Source organism: Chitinophaga hostae, assembly GCF_018224885.1.
Classification (GTDB): domain Bacteria; phylum Bacteroidota; class Bacteroidia; order Chitinophagales; family Chitinophagaceae; genus Chitinophaga; species Chitinophaga hostae.
In genome coordinates this window covers 184,568-209,558 of the sequence record NZ_JAGTXB010000012.1, presented here as the reverse complement: position 1 = coordinate 209,558, position 24,991 = coordinate 184,568, and the positions used below count along the sequence as shown (strand labels likewise).

Below are 24,991 nucleotides of genomic sequence, written 5' to 3'. Positions count from 1 at the left end.
TTTATAAGCCTTACATCAGCAGTTTGTTTGCAAATTGTTTGCAAATAAAAAAGGCCCACTTTCGTGAGCCTTCTTAAGAAATTGATAATCAACGTGCCCAGAACAGGAATCGAACCTGCACTCCCTTTCGAAAACAAGATTTTGAGTCTAGCGCGTCTACCAATTCCGCCATCTGGGCAATCATTTTACAAGAACTCTCCGCGTCAATTGCGGGATGCAAATATAGAAACTCTTTTTTAATCTCCAAGAAAATTTTTCACAGCTCACAAAAAACATATGCAGCAAACATCACTCCCTGCACTTAAAAAACCGTATAAAACAGCAACCACAGCGATTCTATCCACTCTTCTTAACCACGCAGAAAATTTTCAACCCATCAATAAAAAACCTCCTTTCCTGCCGCTACGCATCGTTAAAATACTGTAATTTCAAAGATGGAAAACACGATACACATAGGACTGATCAGGGAAGAAAAACATCCGCATGATAACAGGGTGGCCTTTACACCCAAACAATGCCAGTGGATCATGCAGCATTTCCCACAGGTACGGCTATACGTACAACCCTCTCCCCTGCGTTGCTATAAAGATGAAGAATACGAAAGCGCCGGCATTCCCTTACAGGAAGATCTTTCCAACTGCGCCATCCTGCTGGGTATCAAAGAGGTGCCTGTTGAAAAACTGGTGGCCGGTAAAACGTACCTTTTCTTCAGTCATACCAAAAAGAAACAACCACATAACCGGCACATGCTGCAAACAATCCTGCAGAAAAATATTACGCTGATAGACTATGAATGCCTTGTACATCCCGACGGGCAACGGATCCTGGGCTTCGGCTTCTTCGCGGGAATCGTGGGCGCCCATAATGGCCTCATGGCTTATGGCGAAAAAACAAAGTCCTTTCACTTCAAAAGAGTACATACCTGTCACGATTTCCAGGAGCTGATCAGCCATTATTTTGGCATCAAACTGCCACCAATGAAAATCGTACTTACCGGCTCCGGCCGTGTGGCCGCAGGCGCCCTGGAGGTCATGGGCCTGCTGGGCATTAAATATCTTCCTCCGGAAGAATTTCTTATCAATACCTACGCTTACCCGGTATATACGCAACTGAAAGCCGGGGAACTATACCTGCGCAAAAACGATAAAACCTATAGCAGGGCAGACTTTCACGCGCATCCGGAAAACTACGAATGCCGTTTCCTTCCTTATGTTACCGCCAGCGATATTCTCATGAATGGCATCTATTGGGACCATAATATCCCCCCGCTTTTCCAGGCCGCCGATCTGAAAAAAGATAATTTCAGGATACAGGTGATCGCAGATATCACAGACGATACAAATGGCTCTATCCCCTGCAACCTGGGCGACAGCACCATCGAAGATCCCGTTTACGGCGTTACCAGGCAAACAATGGAGCGAACCGCCCCTTACCTTCCGGATACGATAGATATGATGTGCGTCAGCAATCTCCCCAATGAACTGCCAAGAGATGCTTCTCAGTATTTCGGTGATCAGCTGATGAAGTATGTGTTTGAAGAACTGCTGAAAGAACACAGCGAGATGATCTCTAATGCCACCATAGCCGCTGCCGGCGCGCTAACCGGCAAATACGCCTACCTGGAAGATTATGTGGCAGATAACTCAGAGATATAAATAATAGGGCTGTAACAACGCTGCAAACGCCGACGTATATACGTTGCTGTCGTCATAAATCGATAATTCCTGTATGATGGGGTTCACCTTCTTTGCGGAAAATATCCCTATGGTCCGGAAGAAGCCATGGTTCACACTCTGCCGTACATATAACACTTCCTGCAGATGGTATCCGGCCGCCGCCGCCAGCTCCCGGAAAGTTTCAAAGACCGCATAAGGCAACAACACCGACACGCTGCCCAGGGGCGCTAACTGCCTGCCAATAGCCGCCAGCAGCTCTTTGTAACTCAGGTTGGTAGCATGCATGGCCTGGTCTTTCTGCGCATGACCACTCTTTAAGGCACTTTCATAAAAAGGCGGATTGGTAATAATAAAATCGTATTTCACTTCTCCATCCAGTTTTCGTATATCCTCCCGGGTTAGCGTTAACCTGTTGGCCCAGGGAGAAGCGGCGAAGTTTTCTGTTGCCTGCTGCGCCGCACCCGCGTCGAGTTCCACCGCTGTAATAGCAGCCAATGTACGCTGCGCCAGCATCAAACTCAGTAACCCGGTGCCGGCGCCCAGATCCAGTATAGCCGGTACCGTAATTTGATTATCCACCAGGTACCGTGCGGTGAAAGCTCCCTGTATACAGGCATCTGTACACACTTTCATCGCACAAAGCTCCTGGTGGACCGTAAACTGCTTGAATTTAAAAAATGTATTCGCCATTTTATTTTGAATCAATCACAACAGCCAGGTTCGGCATCCGCAAATTACAATGTACCGATACCGGGTTGGCTTCCCGGATCACACAGGTCTCCACTTTACCGTTTCCTTTAGCCGGCGTTTCTAATGACTGCACATACAATACCTGCGGCACATTCCGGTTTATACCGGCTACCGTTTCTTTCGCAAAACGACTGTAGTATTTAACCACCAGCTGGTTTTTACCGGCCTTCAGCGGCAACAATACGATATCCTGCTGTTGACCACCTCTTTCCGGGTTATTATGTAACAACTGCTCTTCGCCGTTTAAATAAACACCGATACCATCTCCGCTGTTAAACCCTACCAGGTAATTACCTGCTTTGGCTGCAGTAATTTCCTGTAAAATATATACTGCCACGCTTCTGTCGCCCGCAAAGGCAATAGGCGCATCATTCTTCCATTCGTTATGCAGTACCCATGGCTTATCGTCTTTGTTGGGCCATGGCCTGGCAGGATCTATATCCTTCAAGCTGCCATGTGTGCCATCAATACCCGACCAGAAAGGACCGGTACTGTACATAGGTCCCCACTGCAAACTGGCAGGATCATTATGTAAAGATTGCTGCGTACCACCTGTCAGCGGTACTTCTTTAGTAACGCCATTCAACGTAAAGAGAATGCTCCTGCCTTTCTCTGCATCACTGTACACCAATTGCAGGTTAGCCGGTTTTGAAACGGTAAACGCCCAGGAGTCGCCCACCTGGCTGCGATAGTAGCTCTCATAGTCAATACCGGAAAAACTATATAAGGGAGTGGCATTATCTCTCGTTAAACGGGTGGCCTGTTTCAGCAAATGCTGCGGAGTGATGTTCACGCCGTCTTTACAGGTAAGCGCCAGCACCTGGATATCTTTATCTGCCACCGCAAAACCTGCCGGCAGCTGAATATGGGTATTGCCATCCTTTACGGAAACCTTTGCTGCCAGCTTTTTCCCGCTGCTCAGCAAGGTTACCTGGCTGATCTTACTGTTCAGCCCCGGTAATATAATCACCCCGTTTTCGGGTGTTTGTAACAGGTGAAGATATAATTTACCTGGTTTGGTAGTGACTTCGCCCCAGGCAAACGTCGTATCAAAAGGATTGGCGGATGCGCTGTAAATACCCTCGCCATTGCGTTGCAGCCAGGCGCCATTGAGCAGCAATACATCCCGCTCAAAATCTACTACAGCACCATCACCGCGCGGGCCGATGTTCAGCAGGTAATTTCCACCGCGACTTACCACCTTTATCAGGCCTTCCAGTTTCTCATGTGCTTTGTCCGCCGCCGGCCCATGCTGTTGCCAGCTACGGTAGCCCCATGTTTCGTCATATACGGAGGCAGGCGTTTGCCAGGCCGATGCGATCTTGTAATCCGGGTACTGGTTATCTCCCATCACACAAAAATCTCCGGCATCATTGCCCAAACGGCCACTTACCATACAACCCGGTTGTAAACGGTGCACAATACCGGCAAGATCGCGGCTTTGCTGCGCCGTCAGGGATCCCATATCAAACCAGATCTCGGATACCGGACCATAGTTGGTCATCAGCTCCGTTACCTGCTTCTTGTTATACTCATGATGCTCCGGTGTAATCGGATCACTGTTGCTGCTGGAAATAGGATATGCCTGCGGAAAATGCCAGTCGATCAGCGAAAAGTACATACCAAACTTCAAACCGTGCCGCTGACACGCTTCCGATAATTCTTTCAGCACATCCCGCTTAAATGGAGTAGCATCCACCACATTGTAGTCGGTATAGGCAGAATGAAACATGCAAAAACCATCATGATGCTTGGAGGTCATCACCACCGATTTCATACCGGCAGCCTTTGCCAGCAAAACAATCGAGTCCGCATTCCAATGCTCCGGATGAAACCGTTTGGCTACATCTCCATAAACATCACTGTAGATACCGGCATGCGCCTGTATCTGTTCGCTGTACCCGCGGGTAACCGGCTTCCCCTCCCATACGCCTCCCAGCGTGGAATAAATAGCCCCCCAGTGGATGAACATCGAATATTTCTGGTTTTTCCATTCCGTATGCGCGGCCTGCTCCTGTGCCGATGCAAGCCCGAAGGTCATGACCAGACCCAATAAAATGATCGAGATTTTCTTCATAGATAATGAACCAGCTTTTAGCAATTAGATTTTAGCTTTTATAAACCGGCGATAAGCCGGACATAAAGCTAAATCGATTCAGGATGGCAAAGCGATAGAATATTGACGAAAGCTGTTAGCTTTTAGTCATTAACTTTTAGCTTTTAGTAAAACAAATAACCTAATCTTCCCTGCATTTACTAAAAGCTAATAGCTAAAAGCTAACAGCTAAAAAGCTGCCCTCGCTGTCGGCACCGCATCCAGTCCCGCAAAATCACCTGCAAGGAATTTATAGTACGCCGTGATGGCAATCATACCTGCATTGTCCGTACAGTATTCAAATTTTGGAATGAAAGTGCGCCAGTGATATTTCTTTCCATACACTTCCAACGCGCTGCGCAAGCCACTATTGGCGCTTACACCACCAGCAATAGCGATATCACGGATACCTGTTTCCTCAGACGCCTTCACCACCTTATTCAGCAAAATGCTGATAATACGCTCCTGTATGGAAGCACAGATATCAGCCAGGTTCTCCTGTATAAAATCGGGATTTTTCTGCTGGTTCTCCTGTAAAAAATAGAGTATGCCCGTTTTAAGACCACTAAAGCTGAAATTCAACTCCGGTATCTTCGGCTCTGTAAACTTAAACCGGTAAGGGTTGCCGGTCTTCGCATATTTATCGATCAGCGGACCACCAGGATAAGGCAGCCCCAATATTTTGGCGCTTTTATCAAAAGCTTCGCCGGCAGCATCATCCAGCGTTTCGCCGATCACCCGCATACGAAGCGGACTTTCACACAACACAATCTGCGTATGACCACCGGACACCGTTAAGCACAAAAAAGGGAAATCGGGTTTGGGATCGTCTATAAAATTGGCCAGCACGTGCGCCTGCATGTGATGCACGCCGATTAGCGGGATATCCAGCGCCATCGCCATCGATTTGGCAAAACAGCTGCCTACCAGCAGGGAACCGATCAGTCCGGGCGATTGGGTAAAAGCAATCGCACTCAACTCCTCCCGTTTTACGCCGGCCGTTTTCAATGCAATATCCACTACCGGTACTATGTTCTCCTGGTGAGCCCTGGAAGCCAGTTCCGGTACCACTCCCCCATATTGTTCATGTATTTTCTGGTTGGCAATATGATTGGATAACACTTTACCATCTACCAGCACTGCTGCTCCTGTATCATCACAGGATGATTCTATCGCTAATATTTTAACAGACATAAGGTGCAAAATTAATAAAAAAGGCGGGAAAACCCCGCCTGTACTACAGCATCGCTGCTGCCAGCTATTTTAAGTGGCTAGTTGCTCCGGATGGCCACCACCGGATCCAGCTTACTCGCCGTATAGGCCGGGATAAAGCCCGCCAGCAACCCTACAATGGCCGAAGCGCTTAATCCGAAAACAACGGAACCCGGTGACATAATCATTTCAAAAGAACTTGCCGTATTAATAATTAATATCATAATATAGATCAGCAAGATACCCAATACCCCGCCTATTAAACAAAGCGACACAGCTTCCAGCAGGAACTCCATCAGGATAATGCCCCTGCGCGCGCCTATCGCCTTTTTCAGCCCTATAATATTGGTTCTTTCCTTTACCGTTACAAACATAATATTGGCAATACCGAAGGCCCCTACAATCAGCGCGAAAACCGCAATCAGGAAACCGCCGCCGTTGATGGCCGCAAACATCGAATTCAGGTTCTCATTGGCAGAGCTGATTTCATTCAGGGCAAAATCATCCTCCTCCCTGGGCCGTAAACGGTGGGTAGCCCGCATTACCCCGCGCAGCTCATCTTTCAACTGATCCAGGGATACATTCGGCTTCGCCTTCACCAGTATATACGGATCCGCAAAGCGGCGCTCATCCACTATAGTACGTGCAAAACGATAAGGCAGTATAATAGCATTGTCGTAACTGCCCGCTCCTATCATACTCTCCCCTTTTTTCTTCAATACCCCTATCACCTTCACATCGCGGCCTCCTACCTTTACCATCTTTCCCATCGCCGCTTCAGGAGAACGGAAAAGACCATCCCAGATCGTAAAACCCAGGATCGCCACATTGGCGCCGCTATTACTTTCGCTGTTCGCAAAAAAACGCCCGTCCAGGATCTGCAGGGACTGTATCTGGTCAAAATCATTTGTTACCGCCGTCATCGTTACCCCATCCATATAGTCATCGCCCAACTCCACTTTCTTGTTGCCCGATTCAAAGTTGAACGACGCGTAACTGGCACTCTGTACCTTATCCTGTATAGGCTTCAGGTCTTTATACTCCGGCTCGGGACGATTCATATATTTCCACCACGCATACTCCCCGTTACCGCCCCAGGGCCATTTCTGCAGATAGATCACATCTTCCCCCAGATCTGCCAGGTCCCTCCTGATGTTGTGTTCCAGGCTGCCGGTAAGGGTTAGTACCGCGATGATACAGAAGATGCCAATGGTAATTCCAAACAACGACAGGAAAGTACGCAGCTTATTTACCCGCAGCTCCTGCATCGCCATTTTGAAACTGTTCCATAATATTTTAAGGGTCGCTATCATATTTCAAATTTAGCGGATTTATGTTCACCGACAGCGCCAATAAACACGAAATATAGCCGGACAAAAAATTTAGTTACCTTTGCTGCCATTTTTCGGATATTTATGAAGTACGCTAACGAAATCAGTAAAAGAAAATCCTTTGCTATCATCGCTCACCCGGATGCTGGTAAAACCACGCTGACAGAGAAATTCCTCCTGTTCGGCGGGGCTATTCAAACAGCCGGCGCGGTGAAGTCCAATAAAATAAAGAAACATACCACTTCGGATTTCATGGAAATTGAAAGACAAAGAGGTATCTCTGTTGCCACTTCCGTAATGACCTTTGAATACCGCGATATCCTGGTTAATCTCCTGGATACCCCCGGTCACAAGGACTTTGCAGAAGATACCTACCGTACCCTCACGGCGGTAGACAGCGTAGTACTGGTAATCGACTGCGTGAAAGGGGTGGAAGAACAAACCGAAAGACTCATGGAAGTATGCCGCATGCGCGATACACCGGTGATCATCTTCGTGAATAAAATGGACCGCGACGGTAAATACCCTTTCGACCTGCTCGATGAACTGGAAGAAAAACTCAACATCCGGGTAAGACCACTCAGCTGGCCTATCAACATGGGCAGCGACTTTAAAGGGGTATACAACCTGTATCATAAAAGCTTTGTGGCCTTCCAGCCCAACAAAAAAGCGACCGATGACGATATAGTGCCACTCTCCGATCTCAGCAGCAGCTTCGTGGACGAACATTTCAACACCAAAGATGCCGCCCAGCTGCGTGGCGATGTAGAACTGATCGAAGGCGTTTATGACACCTTTAACCGGGAAGATTATCTCGCGGGTAAACTCGCGCCTGTTTTCTTCGGCAGCGCCGTTAACAACTTCGGTGTGAAAGATCTGCTCGATACCTTTGTAGATATTGCTCCCACACCACGCAACCGGGAAGCAACCAGCCGTGAGGTAGATGTAAATGAAGATAAGTTCAGCGGCTTCGTTTTTAAAATACATGCCAATCTCGATCCCCGCCACCGCGACCGTATTGCGTTTCTGAGAGTTTGCTCCGGCAAATTTGAACGGAACAAATTCTATCACCATGTTCGTTTAGACAAAGACGTTAGGTTCAGCAACCCATACAGCTTCCTGGCCCGTGAAAAGAACGTGGTAGATGATGCCTTCCCCGGCGATGTAGTAGGATTATTTGATACCGGCAACTTCAAAATCGGCGATACCTTAACGGAAGGCGAAAACTTCTATATCACCGGCATCCCCAGCTTTTCCCCGGAACTGTTTAAGGAACTGGTAAACAAAGACCCGATGAAGACCAAACAGCTGGAAAAAGGTATACGCCAGCTTACAGATGAAGGGGTAGCCCAGCTCTTTACCCAGCATGGCGGTAACCGCAAAATCATTGGCTGCGTTGGTGAACTCCAGTTTGAAGTAATACAATACCGCCTGCTGCAGGAATATGGCGCCGCATGCCAGTTTAATACACTGCCATTCTACAAAGCCTGCTGGCTCACCGGTCCAAAAGATAAAATAGAAGAATTCATCCGCTTTAAATCCTCCAACATCGTGGAAGATAAAGATGGCCACCTGGTTTACCTGGCGCAGTCAGAATGGTACCTCAATACAGAACGTACCAACAACCCGGATATTCAGTTCAACTTTACATCGGAAATACACAAGTAAGTTTTTTTTTCCAGGATTAGACTGATTTCTGATGATTTATAGGATTTTTTTTGATTGAAAGATTTAGAAAGATTTTGGGAGATATTGGCGAATACATATCCGCTTATATCTCCCAAAATCTTTTAGAATCAAAAAAATAAAAATCCTATAAATCATCAGAAATCAGTCTAATCCTGGGCAAAAAAAACCGCTCCCGTGAACGAGTGCGGCATTGCTTGTACGACCAACTCAAATTATTGCTTTATTGAGAATATTTTGATTTAGGTGTGTATCGTGTGTATGATACAAAAGTAGGTACAGCAATGCGAACGGTTCTTTCGAATCGGGAAAATGATTTGCGCAATCGGGAATCTTTAATCTTCTGAAATAATGTATTGGAAAATATACTCTTCTATAGTGCCATCCCGCGTGCCTTCCACGCGCGCGTCGAGGTGACGGGCATCTTTAAAACGATAGGTAATTTTTCTGGGAAAATCGTTGTTGAGGTCTTCCGCTACGAAGCCAATCGGCTTTAATACCCGTAGTTTCAGTCGCACGGGCTGTGCCGGCTGATGTCCTTCATATACCGGCATAAAAAAAATCGCATCTCCTCTCCTGACCAGCTGCATAGATTGCTGTTTTGCACTATCAGCTCCTACTACCCGCCAGGTTTGCCCGTTCCAGGTAGAGTCGTTTACGCGGCTCCAGGTTTCTATGATGGTACTTTTCCGGGTGTTCATCTTCCAGGTACCCTGCAGTTTATCCAGGAAACGGAAATCGGCCGTACTGGCCTGGCCGGCTACCCGAAGGCTGCCGGCCATGAAAGCTAACAGGAGTATACAGCTACTGCTGCACCACCGCTTCTTCGCCATAGATCTGCTGTTTGTATTTGAGAGAAGGAGAAGCCAGGAAGGGACCAATGCCCAGTTCTGCCCATTTAGCGTCTACTTTGCTGATAGTAGCATCGTCTGCAACAATAATATTGGGCCAGTCGCGCTCAAAGTTATCCAGCAGCCTTGTTTTCAGCGTGCCGTCCATGCCAATGCCGCCAATGTATTTCCCTGGCCGGGCCGATGGCTTATTGATCACAAAGCTGTCGCGCTTAGGATCCAGGTTATTACAGAAACGCCACAGCGCCGAGGCCAGATCGCTAACGTCTACCGTATGTTCTACATAAAGGATCATCTTTACGCCCGCCATCGCCGGCAGGGTATATAGCTGTTCGTTCAATTCACGTACGTGGAATGGACGGCTTTTTTCTACTGCTACCAGTATACAGGAGATGTCCAACTGCAACAGGCTGGCATTAATACCCTTTATTTCCGGGAACTGCTGCATAATAGCGGCACTGTCTATAGTCCGTGGCGCCGGCGTCTGTAAATAGGCAGTATCTGTTTCTTCCTCATACTTACGGGTGCCGTCAATACACATCTTTCCGCCAAAACCCATTTTGGAACAGGAGTGGTCCAGCACATCCATCGGGCCCTGGCTAAGATAAATATCTGTAGCCGGGTTCAGATGCCGGAAGACATACTGTGCCAGCTGCTTATAATCGTTGATCTTTACCCCATCATCTGTTACCACCAGGATTTTATTAAACATCATTTGCCCCGCACCCCACATGGCATTCATCACTTTCTGCGCCTGCCCCGCATAGTCTTTTTTGATCTGTGCAATCACAAGGTTATGAAAAACGCCTTCCACCGGCATTTCCATATCAATGATCTCAGGTACCAGCGTCATTTTAATAGGCGCCAGGAAAATACGTTCGGTGGCTTTCCCTATCCAGGCATCTTCCTGGGGAGGGATACCTACTATCGTTGACGGATATACGGCGTCTTTGCGGTGGGTAATGGCAGTAACATGAAACTTAGGATACCAGTCGGCCAGCGAATAGTAACCGGTATGATCCCCGAATGGCCCTTCCCAGATCAGCTCTTCAGCAGGATCCACATAACCTTCAATTACAAAGTCAGCATCTGCCGGCACTTCAATTTCCGGCTGGGAAATACATTTCACCAGCTCTACTTTCTTTTTGCGCAGGAAGCCGGCCAGCATATATTCATCCACGTTTTCCGGGAGAGGAGCAGTAGCGGAGTAGGTATAAACAGGATCCCCGCCCAGCACTACGGCAACGGGCATACGTTTATTCAGCTTCTTATATTCCATAAAGTGTTTGGCAGATACTTTATGTTTATGCCAGTGCATACCGGTCATATCTTTTTCAAACACCTGCATCCGGTACATGCCTACGTTACGGGTGCCTGTCAGCGGATCTTTGGTATGTATCACGGGAAGTGTTACAAAAGGGCCGCCGTCTTTCGGCCAGCAGGTAAGCACCGGCAGCTTTTCCAGGTCAGGATTGGCCATCACTACTTCCTGGCAGCTGCCTTTTCCGCCAACCACTTTGGGCATCCAGGAGGCAAACTGGCCCAGTTTGGGCAGCAATGCCAGCTTATCAAGTATTCCTTCTTTAGGTTTGGATAACAGTTTAAAGAGATTTTCAATTTCGCCGGCTACATCGTCCAGTTCATGCACACCCAGCGCCAGGCACATCCGCTTATAGCTGCCCATGGAATTGATCAGTACCGGGAAGTCTGTCCCGGTATTTTCAAACAATAATGCTTTCCCTCCATCGGGTGATTTGCTGATCCGGTCTGTTATTTCGGCTATTTCCAGTTTAGGGTTCACATAAGTTTTAATGCGAACCAGTTCTCCTGCCTGTTCCAGCGTATCTATAAAGTGTCTGAGATTTTTATATGCCATGTTTGAATCTTATTACCAATCAACAAAAGTAACCATCCGGCACCGCAATAAAAAATGCCCCCCGCTTAAATAGCGGGAGGCACCTCATTTATTCCATTTTCAGTTATCAGTTCACGATAGTTACACCTGCGTGGAATACGGCCCTGGGCCTGGATGGATAATAGCGTACTGGTGGTACCGGAACGGGTACTGGTACTACCGGGTAATAAGCGGGTTGCGCATATACTACTCTCCTTCTCGGACGGTAGCAATCATCATCCCATCCGCCACGGTAATAGGCCCTGCGTTCATAACGGTCATCGCGATCACATCTGTCGCGCTCCCAGCGGCCATGTCCGCGGCCATGATCCCTGTATCCACGATCGTATCCCCTTTGTGCATAAGTGGTGAGCACTGCGCCGCCCATGAGCAGCATCATCAGCAATACTTTTTTCATGTTTTTTGGTTTTTAGTTCAAGATTGGTTGGCAAATAAAAGTTGTGGTGTTATTGAATTACAGCTGATACAGTGTAAAAGTGGCATTGTTCGCAGCATACTCCGTTCCCGGATATCCCACATAACTATATCTGTGGTGAGGCCTATGATGCTTATAATGATGTTTCTTTGGTCTGTATCCCGGTCTTGGCGGATGTGGTGGCCGTGGCGGCCTGTGATGAGAAGGCCTTGGCGGCAATGGCGGCCTTGGCGGAACCGGTGGATGCGGAAAATGTGCAGGAACCGGGGGCCTTGGTGGTAACGGTGGTGCAGGTGGCCGGTGTTGGGCAAAAAGACTAACACTGCCTGCTATCAACATCACGGAAGCTAAAATTAAAAACTTCTTCATGGCTCTTCTTTTTTGTTAGCAAAACAGGCTGTGGCACACCAACTTATTTTTGCGGTTATCGTTTCTTTACTATCTCCGCGATTTCTGATCCTGCTATCCGCCATAAGCTGGTGGCTGCATTATACCTGTTTGAACTCATAAATTCAACAACTATGCCAATAAAAAAATCCCGGCGAGAGGCCGGGATTAAAGTGATTTATAGGGTATTAAATATATTGATTAGCAAATGATTATGGTCTGAGTATCGGGCAACGGGTAGCCTTCTGTTTTCCCCAGCCGCTGCCACCGCCCAATCGATAGGTAATGGTGAAACCGGAAAAGGCATACCAGTCTTTATGTTTATCTGAACCACGTATGGCGCCGTCGGCAGGATAAGCACCCGGTGTAACTTTACCGCTTACCTCATCACCACGCCAGGCCATATCTACCGCCTTCTGGCCACGATAGGCCAGTAACGTATTCTGATCAACGTAATTCGTGCTCACATCATCCAGGTAATCCGTCAGGGTAGGCCTGAATCCTATTTCAAATCCAAGCGTCCACTGATCATTTAAAATAGCTTTCACACCGGCGCCAAAAGGAATAGAGATCGCAAACAGATCATATGGCTGACGGGTCGGATACTGTGGCAATCCCTGTCCTTCTGTACCCAGTGGACGAAGCCGCACCCTGTTCCCCGATTGATCTTTCGCAGTAGGATCAAACCCAAAACCACCAATACCCACAAATACATAAGGCGTAAACCCTTTTTCCTCCAGCTCAAAAAAATTAACCTCCCCGATCAGGCTTCCTTCGAATACATTGGAACGGAAACTCAGGTTCCTTTGGAGAAGGTCTTTCGAGGAATTGGTGCTGTCGGCGCCTGTGGCAATGCCCCAGGTAAAAGCGCCACGGATAGTGAGGTAACGGTTGATATCCTTTCTCACCAGCAAACCAAGGGCAGGGCGGGTGTATTTCATATCTACCCGCTGCTGGGTAAGGTCTCCGCTGTAGTTGGTAATGCCCAGAAAAGCGCCTACATGCCAGTCCTGTGCGAAGGAAAAGAAGGGTACTGCCATGAATAGCAACAGTATTCCGGTAGATTTCGTGAATTTCAAAGTATAAAAGTTTAAGAGGTTAGTCCTTTTCAATCGTGCAACCATTTAACGTTATAATTACAATTTTTATTTGGTGCTGCCCCCTCAAAATAGTTTTCACAAGAATACCGGCACTGCAATAAAATGTAAAAATAAACTAATAAACCAATTAAGTCATAAACAATTAAACTAACATCTGATATAGGCCCAGCCGTCCAGCTGTTGTCTTTTTACCAGGTGATATATCGCCGCCGGGACTACTTCTGTGCCTGGAAGCAATTGCTCCACCTGCAGCTGCCGGCCATTCAGCGTGTTTTGACAAATCAGGAACTTAACGGATCGCTCCTGTAAAGACTGCACTTTTCCGGATAATGGATTGGCGTTGGCCAGTAAAAGATTCCAGGCCTGCCCATGTACAACCACCTCTACGGCTATACTTTTTTTGCCGGCTTCCGCCTCGTGAAGAAGATTATGGAGCTGCCCCAACATGGAGAGCTGTACATCCTGGTCTGCGGATGTAATCTGAAAAACTACCTGCATGGCAACAAACCTAACCAAATATCGGCAAAACCGAAAACAACAAGAATGATAAAAGGTGGATGTATGGATTAACGATGACCTTCTTTTTGTTTTTCATAATACAACTCATACTGCACTTTTCTGAGCTTATCTTCCAGCTTACGATTCTTCTCTTTTATTTCCCCCAACTCAAACAACAGGGATGCTTCCCTTTGCTCCCCTTTCACAAGGCTGATGTTCGCCGACCGCAGCGCCTTAAAATGTTTGTATAACAACATCCATCCGGAGAAAAGTAATAACAGTAAAATAATAACGACGGCTATCATAATCAGAAGAAATTGTACCGGGTGTATCAACAGGGAACATGACTCGGGCTAAAGTTATTTATTCGCATAATAGGCTGTTTGTCCATTCCAGCTTTTTTTAATATTTGCTTCATTCAAACAGCTTGTTCCAATGATAAAATTAAATATATTATAACTATTTATTATTTAAACAACAGCGTAGCATATTGGTTATCAATGTGATAAAATGTTTCTCAAAATTACCAGTGTCACAATCATAAAAAAAATTAAATTAGACACCATGTTCGTGCAGTAACAGGTCAAAAAACAGATCAAATTAGCTAGTACCGGTATCCAGTGAAAATCATTTAAATCCCAGTATCATATGTCACCCCTCCTGACCAAAGAGCAACTTGAAAATTTTGCACTACAGGGTTTATCCTACGCCGATGATCATGTGAGTGATCCATTTAGCATTAAAGACGTTTCCGAAAGACTGGGCATCTCCTACTCCTATTTCTATCACAACTTTACCGAATGCATGGGTGAGCCCTTCTGGCATTACGTAAAGCGACACCGGCTGGAACTGGCTGCAGGCTTGCTCCGGCACAGCGGTTATAACATCGGCGAAATTAGCGACCATTGCGGATATGCTACCACCGCAGCTTTCAGCAAGGCGTTCAAACAACATTTTAAAGAAAGTCCAAAGGATTTTCGCCGGATCATTATTCTACCTAACGAAAAAAGAACCTTGCAGATTACGGAAGGTATTACAGCTGCCATTGGTAGTGAAGCTTTTCGTGGCTTATTCAACTATGAGCGCTGCGAAAAAATGAGAATGCCGGACAGCATTTTATACTATACGCTTATTTCCCGCGGTCAGGATCCTGTTGCAGAAATGATTGCCAGGATGACGCAACATTATACTTTATTTAAAAAGATGCAAACCTTGTTTGACCTCGAGCAAAGCAGGATCATTACAGGTACCCTGGATGCAGTTCCGGTTACCGACTATGAAAAGTTGTCGATGTTTGCAGGCATACTCATTCCCGCTACCGCTACTGCCGCACATGCGCAGCTGCGCCAGAACTTTTCCTACCTGATGCGTAAAAGGATCTCAGGGGGCAACTACCTGAAACTGCCCGTACCTATGGACTTTGCTACTGCAGGTATCCCTATGTATAATTTTATCAGCATGAATTGCAAAGAAGGGGTCTTTAAAATGAGCGGCAACCACTTCTTTATTTCGCTCAATGGTCCCAACTACTCAGAAATTTTTATTCCCCTGCTTAAAAAACACTACTGAGAATGAATTACGAATTACGTAATTCTTATCTTGGGAACACTGCCCGGAAGCAATTCGCACTGGTATTCACTGTATCTTTCTGCGGCTTGCCGGTACCATAAAATTCTTTGAGGAAGCTTTCGGCATCAGACCAAACAGTTTGCATCATTCCCTGGAAACGGGGCTTCATTTCTTTGGTGGCACTGGTCCTGTAATCGTACATATCACGCAGCTGCAACTTTGCATTTTCAGGCATTCTCCACGGACAGGTGATCACAGACAATCCTTTCATCGCAAAATAAACCGGTGTTTTATCCGGCCGCTCATAATGCCAGTCACAGATCATCACGTCTTTGGGTACCAGGTCGGCTGCACGATGGGTGTTATTCATACTCGCCTCCCATTCTCCCAAACCGGTGGTTTTTCCATCCAGCAAGCGATCGCCCCAGATCCAAAGCGCCCGGCCCTTTCCCGCCAGGTGATTACGAATGGTCCATACCTCGCCGGCAAATAATTCCGCTTTGTCCCTGCCGCTGCAGCGGGGACACTTTGCCTCCCCGATATAAAATACTTCATCCATTCCTGCATGAAAAGCCGTCGACTCAAAAGCATCACAAATCTCATCGACCAGTTCAAAAACGATCTTATGCACCCCCGGATGCAATGGACAATAGCTCTTGCAATATAACCCATCGGCATTGGGCCATTCGTATTTTGCCGGCATCTTTACCCAGGGCGTTTCATCAAAGTCAGGATACATTTTTAACAGGTTGGCGGTAGTACCTGCCCACGACTGATGCCCCAGCAGGTTGATCTGCGGGATCAGGCGGATACTGTACGCGCGGCAAGTCTGCACCAGCTGCTTCACCTGTTGTTCGGTTAAACTGCCCGGATCCCGTAACTCAGGATGCGACTTAAACTGGTAATTAAAATCAACACGAAGCACCAATGTGTTGACATGACGAGGCGCCAGTTCCGTTGTTATAAATCTCAGGAAAGAAGGCAAACCTTCTGCTCTGGGTGCTGCTATACAAAATCCACGCACCGGCAAGGTATCCGCCGGCAGGGCTTTTGCACAGGCATAAGAAATACCGCTACAAACAAGTAATAAGAGGGCAAACAGTTTTTTCATAAGTTTTTTTAATTTTTACCGGCTGCGGGTTAGTAATACCAGCGGTCTGTCAGTAAAATAGCGAAAGCACCGCTGAACTGCAACCTTTTGGTGGGAACAAATGTATAATAGCAATTCTAATGTTATACACGTTGATTTTTAATATCTTTGATAAAAGCACAAAATCTATGAACGAGTTTAAACTACCGTTTAACGCGAGACTCACTTTTACCCTATTCTCCATCATCCTGGTTATTTACATTGCACATATCGGCAGCAATATTATTGTTCCGCTAATGTTTGCGCTGTTGATTGCCATCATGCTGCTACCGGTAGTGCACAAACTGGAAAAATGGCGGCTTCCCCGTGGCATGGCAGCGGTGGTGGCCATTTTATTGTTCATTATTCTCATTGCCGGCATCATGACATTGCTCGGCAAGCAAATGGAAGCCTTTATCTCCGACTTCCCTCAACTGCAGCAAAAACTGATAACGGTAGTCAGCTCCACACAGGATTGGGTGAATGCAAAATTTCATATTAACTCCAGTACCCAGTTAACCTACCTGGAAAAAGCGATGATGGGAACGCTGGGAACAGCCACCAGCTTTATCAGCCAAACTTTCCTGTCGCTTTCTTCCCTGCTGATATTTGTGGTATTTGTGTTCCTGTATGCTTTCTTTATTCTCTTCTACCGCAGGTTACTGGTATCTTTTCTGATTAAAATATTCCGGGAAGAACACCGGGAAAAACTGCTTACCGTTATTGGCAGTACCCGGTCCATTATAAAAAGTTATGTAGGCGGTTTGATGATAGAAATGGTTATTGTGGCCATTCTTAACACCGTTCTCTTCTTAATACTTGGTATTAAATACGCCATACTGCTGGGTGTAATGGCTGCTATATTTAATATCATTCCCTATGTAGGTATCTTAACAGCCACCGTTCTGGCCATCCTGGTAACATTGGCCACCGGCACGCCTTTACAGGCATTGCAGGCGGGTATCGCCCTGTTCCTCGTACACGTGCTGGACAGCAACGTGTTGTTTCCCAGCATCGTTGGTTCAAAGGTAAAGATCAATGCGCTCATCACCATCATTGGCGTAGTACTCGGCAATATGTTATGGGGCATACCCGGTATGTTCCTGGCCATTCCAACAATTGCCATCATCAAAATCATCTGCGAAAACATAGAAGAAATGACACCATGGGCTATTCTCCTGGGAGATGAAGCAAAAACCAAAGTGAAAAAAGCAAAGGTAAAAGAAGAAGATAAAAGAGAAGTTGCTCCGGAATAACCGGAACAACTTCCTTCACTTATAATCAACAACCAATCATTATTGTAATGCAGGATCACCTGAGTCTTTTCTCAACATCCTCCGGTATACCCAATAAAATACGATAGGGAAAATAAACAGGTTAAAGAAAGTATCCGTGATCAGCCCGCCTATCACAACACGTGCGAGCGGTCTTGCTGTTTCCGACCCAATACCCATGCTGGTGGCAGCCGGCAATAACCCAATAGCCGCCATCATGGCCGTCATCACTACCGGGCGAATCCTCGATTCCACACCCTCCAGAATAGCATGGGCAAGACTAAAATGAGCCGCCTTATGCATGTTCCGTACGTTGGTTTTGAATTTTGATAACAGGATCACTCCATTCTGTACGCAAATACCAAACAATGCAATAAATCCGATGCCCGCGGAAATACTAAAGTTCATGCCTGTAAGCCACAACGAAAAAATTCCGCCAATGATCGCGAAGGGCACATTATTCAATACCAGCAACGCATCCTTTATTTTTCCAAAGAGAATAAAGAGGATCAGGAATATCAGCAGCAAACTGACGGGCACTACCTGCATCAGGCGTTTGGTAGCCCGTTCCTGGTTTTCAAAATCTCCCGCCCATTCAAGGGAATAGCCTTTGGGCAATGTTATCTGCGCATTTACTTTCTCCTGTGCTTCCGCGATGGTACTGCCAAGATCCCTTCCGCGCACGGAGAATTTAATGGCGCCATAACGCATATGCTTATCGCGGTAAATCATACTCGGGCCAACAATATGCTGTATTTCCGCCACCTCCTTCAAAGGTATCCTGGTTCCACGTATAGTCGGGATCGTTAGGTTGCCGATAGACACTTCGCTTTCCCGGAAACTCTCGGGGTACCGTATACGAAGATCAAAACTCTTCTCCCCTTCATAGATCCGGGTAGCCGCCTTTCCACCTATCGCCATTTCAATAACGGAGTTCGCATCTTCGGTGGTTACTCCGTAAAGCGCCATTTTCTGCTGGTCAAGATTGATTCGCAGTTCTGGCTGCCCTATGTTCCGTAAAATGCCCAGGTCCTCAATACCCGGCACGCCTTTCAGGATACGCTCTATTCCTTCTTCCCTGTTTTCGATAAGCTTAAAATCATCTCCAAACAACTTTACTACGATAGAACCCTTTACACCGGAAACCGCCTCCTCCACATTGTCCATGATAGGTTGAGAGAAATTCAGCGTAATACCGGGGATGCCATCCAGCTTATCATTCATCTTTTCTATCAGCGCAGCTTTCGACAACCCGCTTTTCCACTCCTTTTGCGGGTAAATGTCTACATGAAACTCTATATTGTAAAACCCGGTAGCATCTGTGCCATCATTTGGTCTGCCGGTTTGCGACATCACTTGTTTTACCTCCGGAAAGGTCAGCAGCTTCTTCCGGATATCGTTGGCCACCTTCACGGATTCTTCCAGCGAAGTACTCAACGGTCCCGTAGCACGGATATAAATGGCGCCCTCATTTAATTGCGGCAGGAACTCTGTTCCTAAAAATCTAAAACAGTATAACCCAAACGCCAGTACGATCAGCGACCCGGCAAAGACGATCCGCCTGCGCCGGAAACAGTAATTAAAAATCCGGAGCGTATGACGGTGAATGAACGCCAGGAGCACGTTATGTTTTTCACGGACATTCTTCTGGAGTAACACACTGGCCAATGCAGGCACCAGGGTGAAGGTAAGTATCAGCGCGCCCAGTAGCGCGAAACCCAGTGTCCAGGCCAGGGGAGAAAACATTTTCCCCTCCACTTTTTCAAAAGTAAAGATGGGCAGCAAGCCGGTGATAATGATCAATTTTGCAAAGAAAATACCCTTTCCATTTTCCAGGCAGGCTTTCCGGATCATGCCCGGTTTACTCAGCTTATTAAAGCGATCCATGCCCACCTCCTTCGCCTTCCGGTCCAGCACCACGAAGATTCCTTCCATCATCACCACGGCTCCGTCTATGATAATCCCGAAGTCGATGGCCCCCATCGACAGGAGATTGGCACTCATCCCCTTTATACGCAAACAGATAAAGGCAAACAGCAACGCCAGGGGAATCACCACCGAAACGATGACCGTGGTGCGCCAGTCGGCCATGAACAGGAATACGATCACGGTTACAAAGATGATCCCTTCGAGCATATTATGTAATACCGTATGGGTGGAAAAGTCGATCAGGTCTTCCCGGTTGTAAAAGGCTTTGATCTTCACATCATCGGGTAAAATACGTGTATTCAGCTCCGTTATCTTTTCCTTCAGCGCTTTGATCACCATACCGGGGTTCTCCCCTTTCCGCATCACCACAATCCCTTCTACTACGTCGTGGTCGCGGTCGCGGCCTACCTGTCCAAGCCGGGGCAGCGCCGCTACGCTCACATCGGCTACATCCTTTACCAATATGGGCGTTCCGTTGATATGATCTACTATAATATTTTTGATCTCATCTGTATTGTTGAGAATACCGATACCACGCACCACGTAGGCTTGCGCATTTTTCACGATGACGTCGCCCCCCACGTTGATATTACTTTTTGACAATGCCTGGAACATTTCCTGCGCGGTAATATTGTACTGTACCGCTTTGTCCGGATCAATGGTCACCTGGTAGATCTTTACTTCTCCCCCAAAACTTACGATATCCGCCACCCCAGGCACCGACAGCAGGTTGCGTTCTATTACCCAATCCTGCAGCGTTTTCAGCTCCTGAACGGAAAGCTTGCTGCTTTCCAGCGTGTAACGGTAAATCTCGCCGGTAGGCCCGTATGGTGGCTCTATTTCGGGTTCTGCGCCTTCCGGCAGCGAAGCAGCCGTGATATTGTTATTGATCTGGAGCCGTGCAAAAGTATCGTCTACGTCATCATCAAAAATTACCTTTACCACCGATAGCCCAAATAAGGAAGAAGAGCGGATATGCGTTTTCTTCTGGGCGCGGTTCATAGCAATTTCGATTGGTCTTGTTACAAACTTCTCCACTTCTTCGGCGCTCCTGCCCTGCCATTGGGTGATAATGGTAACGGAGGTGTTGGTCACATCAGGAAACGCATCCACGCCAATCTGCTTAAAGCTTACATAACCGGCGATTGCCAGCACGCCGGTGGCAAAAAAAATGAAGTATTTATTGCTTAAGGAAAAAGCAAGGACTTTCTTTATAAACTTATTCATGGTAATGGCCTTTAGCGGTTACTGCTGATCTTTCAGCGTTTCATAGATGAATACCTGCCGGGATGCAATCACCCGGTCGCCTTCTTTCAGCCCGGCATTAACATAGGTCCTACCCCCGCTGGTTCTATCGATTTTTATCTCCCGGATCTGAACCCCGCTTTTTTCGTTGGTGCGTACCAGTACGTAGTATTTATCGTGGTCAAAGATGATTCCCCTCGATGGTATGCTGACCAGGTTACTATCAGCGCGACGGTTTGCTTTTACCCTTACAAACATCTCCGGTTTCAGCAGAAAGCCCGGATTATCCACCACTACGCGGGCTTTCATCACTTTGTTTTCAGGGTCCAGCACATTGTAGATCTTATCTATTTTCCCTGAAAAGGATTTATCGGGATAAGACAAGGTGGACATCTCTACCCGGTCGCCTTCGCGGATGCTGGCGATATCGGATTCAAAAATGTTGATCATAGCCCAAACATTATTCAGGTCAGCAATCACAAAAATGGGATCTGTATTATCCGGCCGCCACTGCATACTTTCTGCCGCTCTTTTGCTGATAATAAAACCCGGTACCGGCGCTTTCACCGCGTAATTGGTCTGATGCCCGCCTCCGTTTATTTCCAGTATGGCCCGCGACTTATTCCAGGCGGCCACCGCTTTATCGTAGTTGCTTTTTGCCTCTTCATATTCCTTTTGGGAATTTAACCCGCTCTGGTAAAAGGATTCCGCCACTTCCATATTGCGTTTGGCCGTCTGCATATCGTTAACGGATATACGTTGATCGGCGGTGAACCCGGCCATTTCCGGGCTTTTTAGAATGGCCAGCACCTGTCCTTTCTGCACAAAATCACCGGAATGCACTTTTACATCTGTCACGATGCCGCTTACCATGGGAAAGATCCGCGCGGTTTTATCTTCATTCTCTGTGATTTTCCCGGTAAGCAAAATTTCATTTTCTATGGGTCCGGCACTTGCGGTATCAACTACCAGCGTGCGGAGCAGGGAGTCTGAAAGCATCCATGGACGGGGCGCTTCCGTGGCCGCTTTGCTGCCGCAGCCGGTGATGATACCACTGATGGATATGATAACAACAATTGCAGGTATATAATTTTTAATAGCGTATTGCATGGTCAGAAGGATTTATCAGGGATGAAAAATGAGCACGCCGGTGCTGAAATTGAGTGATTCCAATGCATGGAGCCGGTCATATTTCAGCTCATTCATTTTAAGCACATTATTACGATAGGCATCATATAAGTCAATAAATTCAAGCAACCCGATGTTGTGAAGCCGGTAATTCTTCTCCACCTCACTCATCATTTTGCTGTAATCATTTTCAAACCCCGGATCGAATTCACTGATAAGTTTTTCCGTTTGCAGCGCCTGTTGCAGGCTGTTCATTACTTCATGCGCCAGCTGGTCTTCCTGGCCTTCCAGCAACAGCTTGCTGCTTTCCAGCGTAGCCCTGGCAGCTTTGATATTTCCCTGGTTACGGTTAAAGAAGGGCAATGGCATTGACACATTCAGACCATTATAGTTACGTTCAAAGTTGCCCTGTTTATCGTAAGAAACACCCACCTGCAGGTCCGGCACCGCCATTGCCTGTTGCAGGCGCAGGTTGAGATGATTATAATTCACAGTTTCCTGGTTGATTTTCAGGTCAAAGCGATACTGCCTGGCGGTATCCAGCAATGCCGGGAAGCCATATTGCAGGGCAGCCGGGGTGCCGGGGCTGATATCAGGCAGCTGTGGCTGTATCAGCGTACCGGGCGGCACTCTTATCAGCAGCGCCAGGTCCGACTGGGTTTGTTGAATATCCTGTTGCAGGGCAAGATGATCATGTTGCAGATCGTACAACATGGATTTGATACGGATAATTTCCTTTGGCGCAATATTACCGGCCCGCTGCTGTGCAGTGAATACAGCTACCACTGTTTGCAGGAAGCTGATCTGGCCTGCAAAGGTTTCCAGCGACCGTTGTTTATAACAGAGATCATAAAAATTATCGTGCAGAGAAAACCGCAGGGTACGAAGCATATCATAGAACTGGTATTCGCTCAGTTTCACACTGCTCTGCGCGAGCTTTACGGCTTTATTACGTTTACCGGCGAGCTTAAAGAGCTGTTCTACCTGCAGTGAGTTTTGTCCTTCGTGTGAAAAATCGAACCATTTTTTAGTGGTATGATTGTACAATACATTCTCAAATGTCACTTGCGGATTATCCCAGAGTTTGGCGGTGATGATGCCTGCTTTAGCCGCATCAATACTGTAGCGCTGCGCCAGCAGGGGAATATTTTTTTCCAGTAGCCGTTGTTCTGCTTCAGGAAGTGAGAGCTTCAGGGTATCTGTTGCCTGTGCGGAAGCCGTAAAGCGGAACAGGGTGCCAAACAGTACAAGATAGGTACTTAGTGCTGGTCTGGTGATCATACAACTTTAATTTTCGTTGCAAAGATGACACCACACGATTAGCGGACTATTAGAATAAAGTTAAAACGAAATTAGAATTTGTGCGCTGGTGAAAAGAAGATATTAAACGTGGTCCCCTGCCCCGGCACACTGCTTACGGTGACAACCGCCTGGTGCAGTTGCAGTATTTTCTGTGTCATCGACAGCCCTATCCCATAGCCATCGAAGGTATGCGCATTTTCGGCGCGGTAAAGTGGCAGGAATATTTTTTCCAGGTCAGCGGCAGCGATGCCTATACCATGGTCGCTGATGGATAAAGAAACGCCTGATTGACTGTAAGTCAGCAGGCAGTTAACATCACGGTTATACGAAAATTTAAAAGCGTTCCTGATGATATTCTGCAATGCCAGCATCAACAGGGAGCGGCTTCCGCGGATGCAAAGCTGTGCAGCATCTGCGGGCATATCATTTAATTTCACGTGCAACCGTGTTGCCGGCATCTTATGAAGCCAGCACTCCTGTATCTCCCAAAGCAGTTCATCCAGGCGGATCATTGTGGTGTTGGCGCCGGTAAGATCAGCATCTACCCTTGTTAGCTGTAACAGGCCGTCCGTGATGATCTTCAGTTTTTCTGACTCTATCAGCAGCGTGCCTAAAGTTTGTACATAGTCTTCCTGGCTGCGCGCCTGCTGTAAGGTTACTTCTATTTCCCCGATAATGGTGGTGAGCGGTGTACGCAGTTCGTGGGAAGCATTGGAAACGAAGGACCGCTGCATATCAAAGGCCTGCTCCATATGCTGGAGTAAGCCGTTAAAATTGGTAGCCAGTTCATCTATTTCATCTTTATTGCGCCCCTGCTCCACCCGCATATGCAGGTTATTGGAACGGATGTTTTTTACCTGCCGGTTAATGCTTTTGATGGGCCCCAGGGCCTTGCTGGCATACCATTGTCCCATCAAAAAAACAATCAGTAATGCCACAAAGAACATCACTATCAGTATCCACATCAGGTAGTTCAGCTGTTGTATGCCCGTGGTATTGCGGGCTGTAACAATCACTACAAAATCGCCCTGGTTATCGGGATAATAAATCCCCAACCCCGATTCTTCCTGGAAGCGGAACCGGTATACCTCTTTATGGCGGATGGTTTCCAGCATGGATACCGGCCAGTTATATCTTGTTTTTTCTATAAATGCCGGCTGGTTATCCTGATCATAAATATTACTGGATTCGTCGGGTATGCGTTCCCGGTAGCTTTTCTCTATTTCCAGGAATTTCTTTTTTGTCAGCTCATCTTTTTCGAGGTAAACCTGTGCCGTTACCAGCGCACGCATCTGCAACAGTTTATAAAAACTGTTCTGGATATACTGGGCCGATAACAGGTATATCAGTACGAAAACAACGGTAAGGATGATACCTGATATCAGGGTAAACTGCAATGATAAACGGTGACGAATTTTCATAAAGCTATTAGCTTTTAGCCATTAGCTGTTAGTTGTTCTATGGCATGATATTTCTCTATCAAATTATTACTCAAAAAA

Annotated in this window: 20 protein-coding genes and 1 tRNA gene; 4 read left to right on the top strand and 17 right to left on the bottom strand. The window is 46.9% G+C overall.

All coding sequences use genetic code 11. From position 1 onward, the window contains the following. Positions 1-94: 94 nt before the first annotated feature. A tRNA-Leu gene (locus KE626_RS22905) sits at positions 95-178 on the bottom strand. Positions 179-434: 256 nt separating this feature from the next. On the opposite strand from KE626_RS22905, the gene KE626_RS22900 reads away from it, so the two are divergent. Further along, positions 435-1,655 carry an NAD(P)-dependent oxidoreductase gene (locus tag KE626_RS22900; protein WP_211975330.1) on the top strand — a complete coding sequence of 407 codons (1,221 nt, stop codon included), beginning with the start codon at positions 435-437 and terminating at the stop codon, positions 1,653-1,655. Here the strand turns inward: KE626_RS22900 and KE626_RS22895 are convergent. The 4 genes from KE626_RS22895 to KE626_RS22880 form a co-directional block, all read right to left on the bottom strand. Continuing rightward, a complete protein-coding gene (locus KE626_RS22895) occupies positions 1,644-2,366 on the bottom strand; it encodes a tRNA1(Val) (adenine(37)-N6)-methyltransferase (RefSeq protein WP_211975329.1) in 723 nt (240 codons plus the stop codon). The two genes, KE626_RS22900 and KE626_RS22895, sit on opposite strands and share 12 nt — an antisense overlap. 1 nt (position 2,367) lies before the next feature. After that, positions 2,368-4,503, bottom strand: a complete 2,136-nt coding sequence (locus tag KE626_RS22890; RefSeq protein ID WP_211975328.1) for an alpha-L-fucosidase — start codon at positions 4,501-4,503, stop codon at positions 2,368-2,370. Between the two features lie 207 nt (positions 4,504-4,710). After that, on the bottom strand, positions 4,711-5,715 hold the full coding sequence (tsaD, locus tag KE626_RS22885; protein ID WP_211975327.1) for a tRNA (adenosine(37)-N6)-threonylcarbamoyltransferase complex transferase subunit TsaD: 1,005 nt from the start codon (positions 5,713-5,715) through the stop codon (positions 4,711-4,713). 77 nt (positions 5,716-5,792) lie between these two features. Beyond that, entirely contained in the window at positions 5,793-7,046 is a 1,254-nt protein-coding gene (locus tag KE626_RS22880) for an ABC transporter permease (RefSeq protein ID WP_211975326.1), read from the bottom strand. Between the two features lie 102 nt (positions 7,047-7,148). On the opposite strand from KE626_RS22880, the gene KE626_RS22875 reads away from it, so the two are divergent. Beyond that, positions 7,149-8,732, top strand: coding sequence for a peptide chain release factor 3 (locus KE626_RS22875; RefSeq protein WP_211975325.1), 1,584 nt, complete (start codon positions 7,149-7,151; stop codon positions 8,730-8,732). 353 nt (positions 8,733-9,085) lie between these two features. On the opposite strand, the gene KE626_RS22870 is transcribed toward KE626_RS22875, so the two are convergent. From KE626_RS22870 to KE626_RS22840, 7 genes are all read right to left on the bottom strand, one after another. Beyond that, the gene (locus KE626_RS22870; RefSeq protein ID WP_211975324.1) at positions 9,086-9,583 is read right to left on the bottom strand and encodes a DUF6265 family protein; all 498 of its coding nucleotides are present in this window, start codon (positions 9,581-9,583) and stop codon (positions 9,086-9,088) included. Then, positions 9,555-11,477, bottom strand: a complete 1,923-nt coding sequence (locus KE626_RS22865; protein WP_211975323.1) for a menaquinone biosynthesis decarboxylase — start codon at positions 11,475-11,477, stop codon at positions 9,555-9,557. The genes KE626_RS22870 and KE626_RS22865 overlap by 29 nt, the downstream gene beginning before the upstream one ends. 106 nt (positions 11,478-11,583) lie before the next feature. Further along, positions 11,584-11,913, bottom strand: coding sequence for a hypothetical protein (locus tag KE626_RS22860; RefSeq protein WP_211975322.1), 330 nt, complete (start codon positions 11,911-11,913; stop codon positions 11,584-11,586). A gap of 57 nt (positions 11,914-11,970) precedes the next feature. Beyond that, positions 11,971-12,300: a hypothetical protein gene (locus KE626_RS22855; protein WP_211975321.1), complete on the bottom strand. Its 330-nt coding sequence runs from the start codon at positions 12,298-12,300 to the stop codon at positions 11,971-11,973. A 230-nt stretch (positions 12,301-12,530) separates the two neighbouring features. Next, on the bottom strand, positions 12,531-13,397 hold the full coding sequence (gene porG, locus KE626_RS22850) for a type IX secretion system protein PorG (protein WP_211975320.1): 867 nt from the start codon (positions 13,395-13,397) through the stop codon (positions 12,531-12,533). Between the two features lie 168 nt (positions 13,398-13,565). Beyond that, positions 13,566-13,916 (bottom strand): DsrE family protein, encoded by a 351-nt coding sequence (locus KE626_RS22845; protein WP_211975319.1) that lies wholly within the window; start codon positions 13,914-13,916, stop codon positions 13,566-13,568. A gap of 68 nt (positions 13,917-13,984) precedes the next feature. Next, entirely contained in the window at positions 13,985-14,221 is a 237-nt protein-coding gene (locus KE626_RS22840; protein WP_211975318.1) for a hypothetical protein, read from the bottom strand. A 343-nt stretch (positions 14,222-14,564) separates the two neighbouring features. On the opposite strand from KE626_RS22840, the gene KE626_RS22835 reads away from it, so the two are divergent. After that, positions 14,565-15,485 carry a helix-turn-helix transcriptional regulator gene (locus KE626_RS22835; RefSeq protein ID WP_211975317.1) on the top strand — a complete coding sequence of 307 codons (921 nt, stop codon included), beginning with the start codon at positions 14,565-14,567 and terminating at the stop codon, positions 15,483-15,485. Between the two features lie 25 nt (positions 15,486-15,510). On the opposite strand, the gene KE626_RS22830 is transcribed toward KE626_RS22835, so the two are convergent. Next, positions 15,511-16,596: a family 20 glycosylhydrolase gene (locus KE626_RS22830; RefSeq protein ID WP_211975316.1), complete on the bottom strand. Its 1,086-nt coding sequence runs from the start codon at positions 16,594-16,596 to the stop codon at positions 15,511-15,513. Positions 16,597-16,763: 167 nt separating this feature from the next. On the opposite strand from KE626_RS22830, the gene KE626_RS22825 reads away from it, so the two are divergent. Next, positions 16,764-17,870, top strand: a complete 1,107-nt coding sequence (locus tag KE626_RS22825; protein WP_211975315.1) for an AI-2E family transporter — start codon at positions 16,764-16,766, stop codon at positions 17,868-17,870. Positions 17,871-17,909: 39 nt separating this feature from the next. Here KE626_RS22825 and KE626_RS22820 read toward each other — a convergent pair whose 3' ends face one another. From KE626_RS22820 to KE626_RS22805, 4 genes are all read right to left on the bottom strand, one after another. After that, the gene (locus KE626_RS22820) at positions 17,910-21,044 is read right to left on the bottom strand and encodes an efflux RND transporter permease subunit (protein WP_211975314.1); all 3,135 of its coding nucleotides are present in this window, start codon (positions 21,042-21,044) and stop codon (positions 17,910-17,912) included. Positions 21,045-21,062: 18 nt separating this feature from the next. Then, positions 21,063-22,172 (bottom strand): efflux RND transporter periplasmic adaptor subunit, encoded by a 1,110-nt coding sequence (locus KE626_RS22815; protein ID WP_211975313.1) that lies wholly within the window; start codon positions 22,170-22,172, stop codon positions 21,063-21,065. Positions 22,173-22,187: 15 nt separating this feature from the next. After that, entirely contained in the window at positions 22,188-23,471 is a 1,284-nt protein-coding gene (locus tag KE626_RS22810; RefSeq protein ID WP_211975312.1) for a TolC family protein, read from the bottom strand. Between the two features lie 71 nt (positions 23,472-23,542). Continuing rightward, the gene (locus KE626_RS22805) at positions 23,543-24,913 is read right to left on the bottom strand and encodes a sensor histidine kinase (protein ID WP_211975311.1); all 1,371 of its coding nucleotides are present in this window, start codon (positions 24,911-24,913) and stop codon (positions 23,543-23,545) included. Positions 24,914-24,991 lie beyond the last annotated feature (78 nt).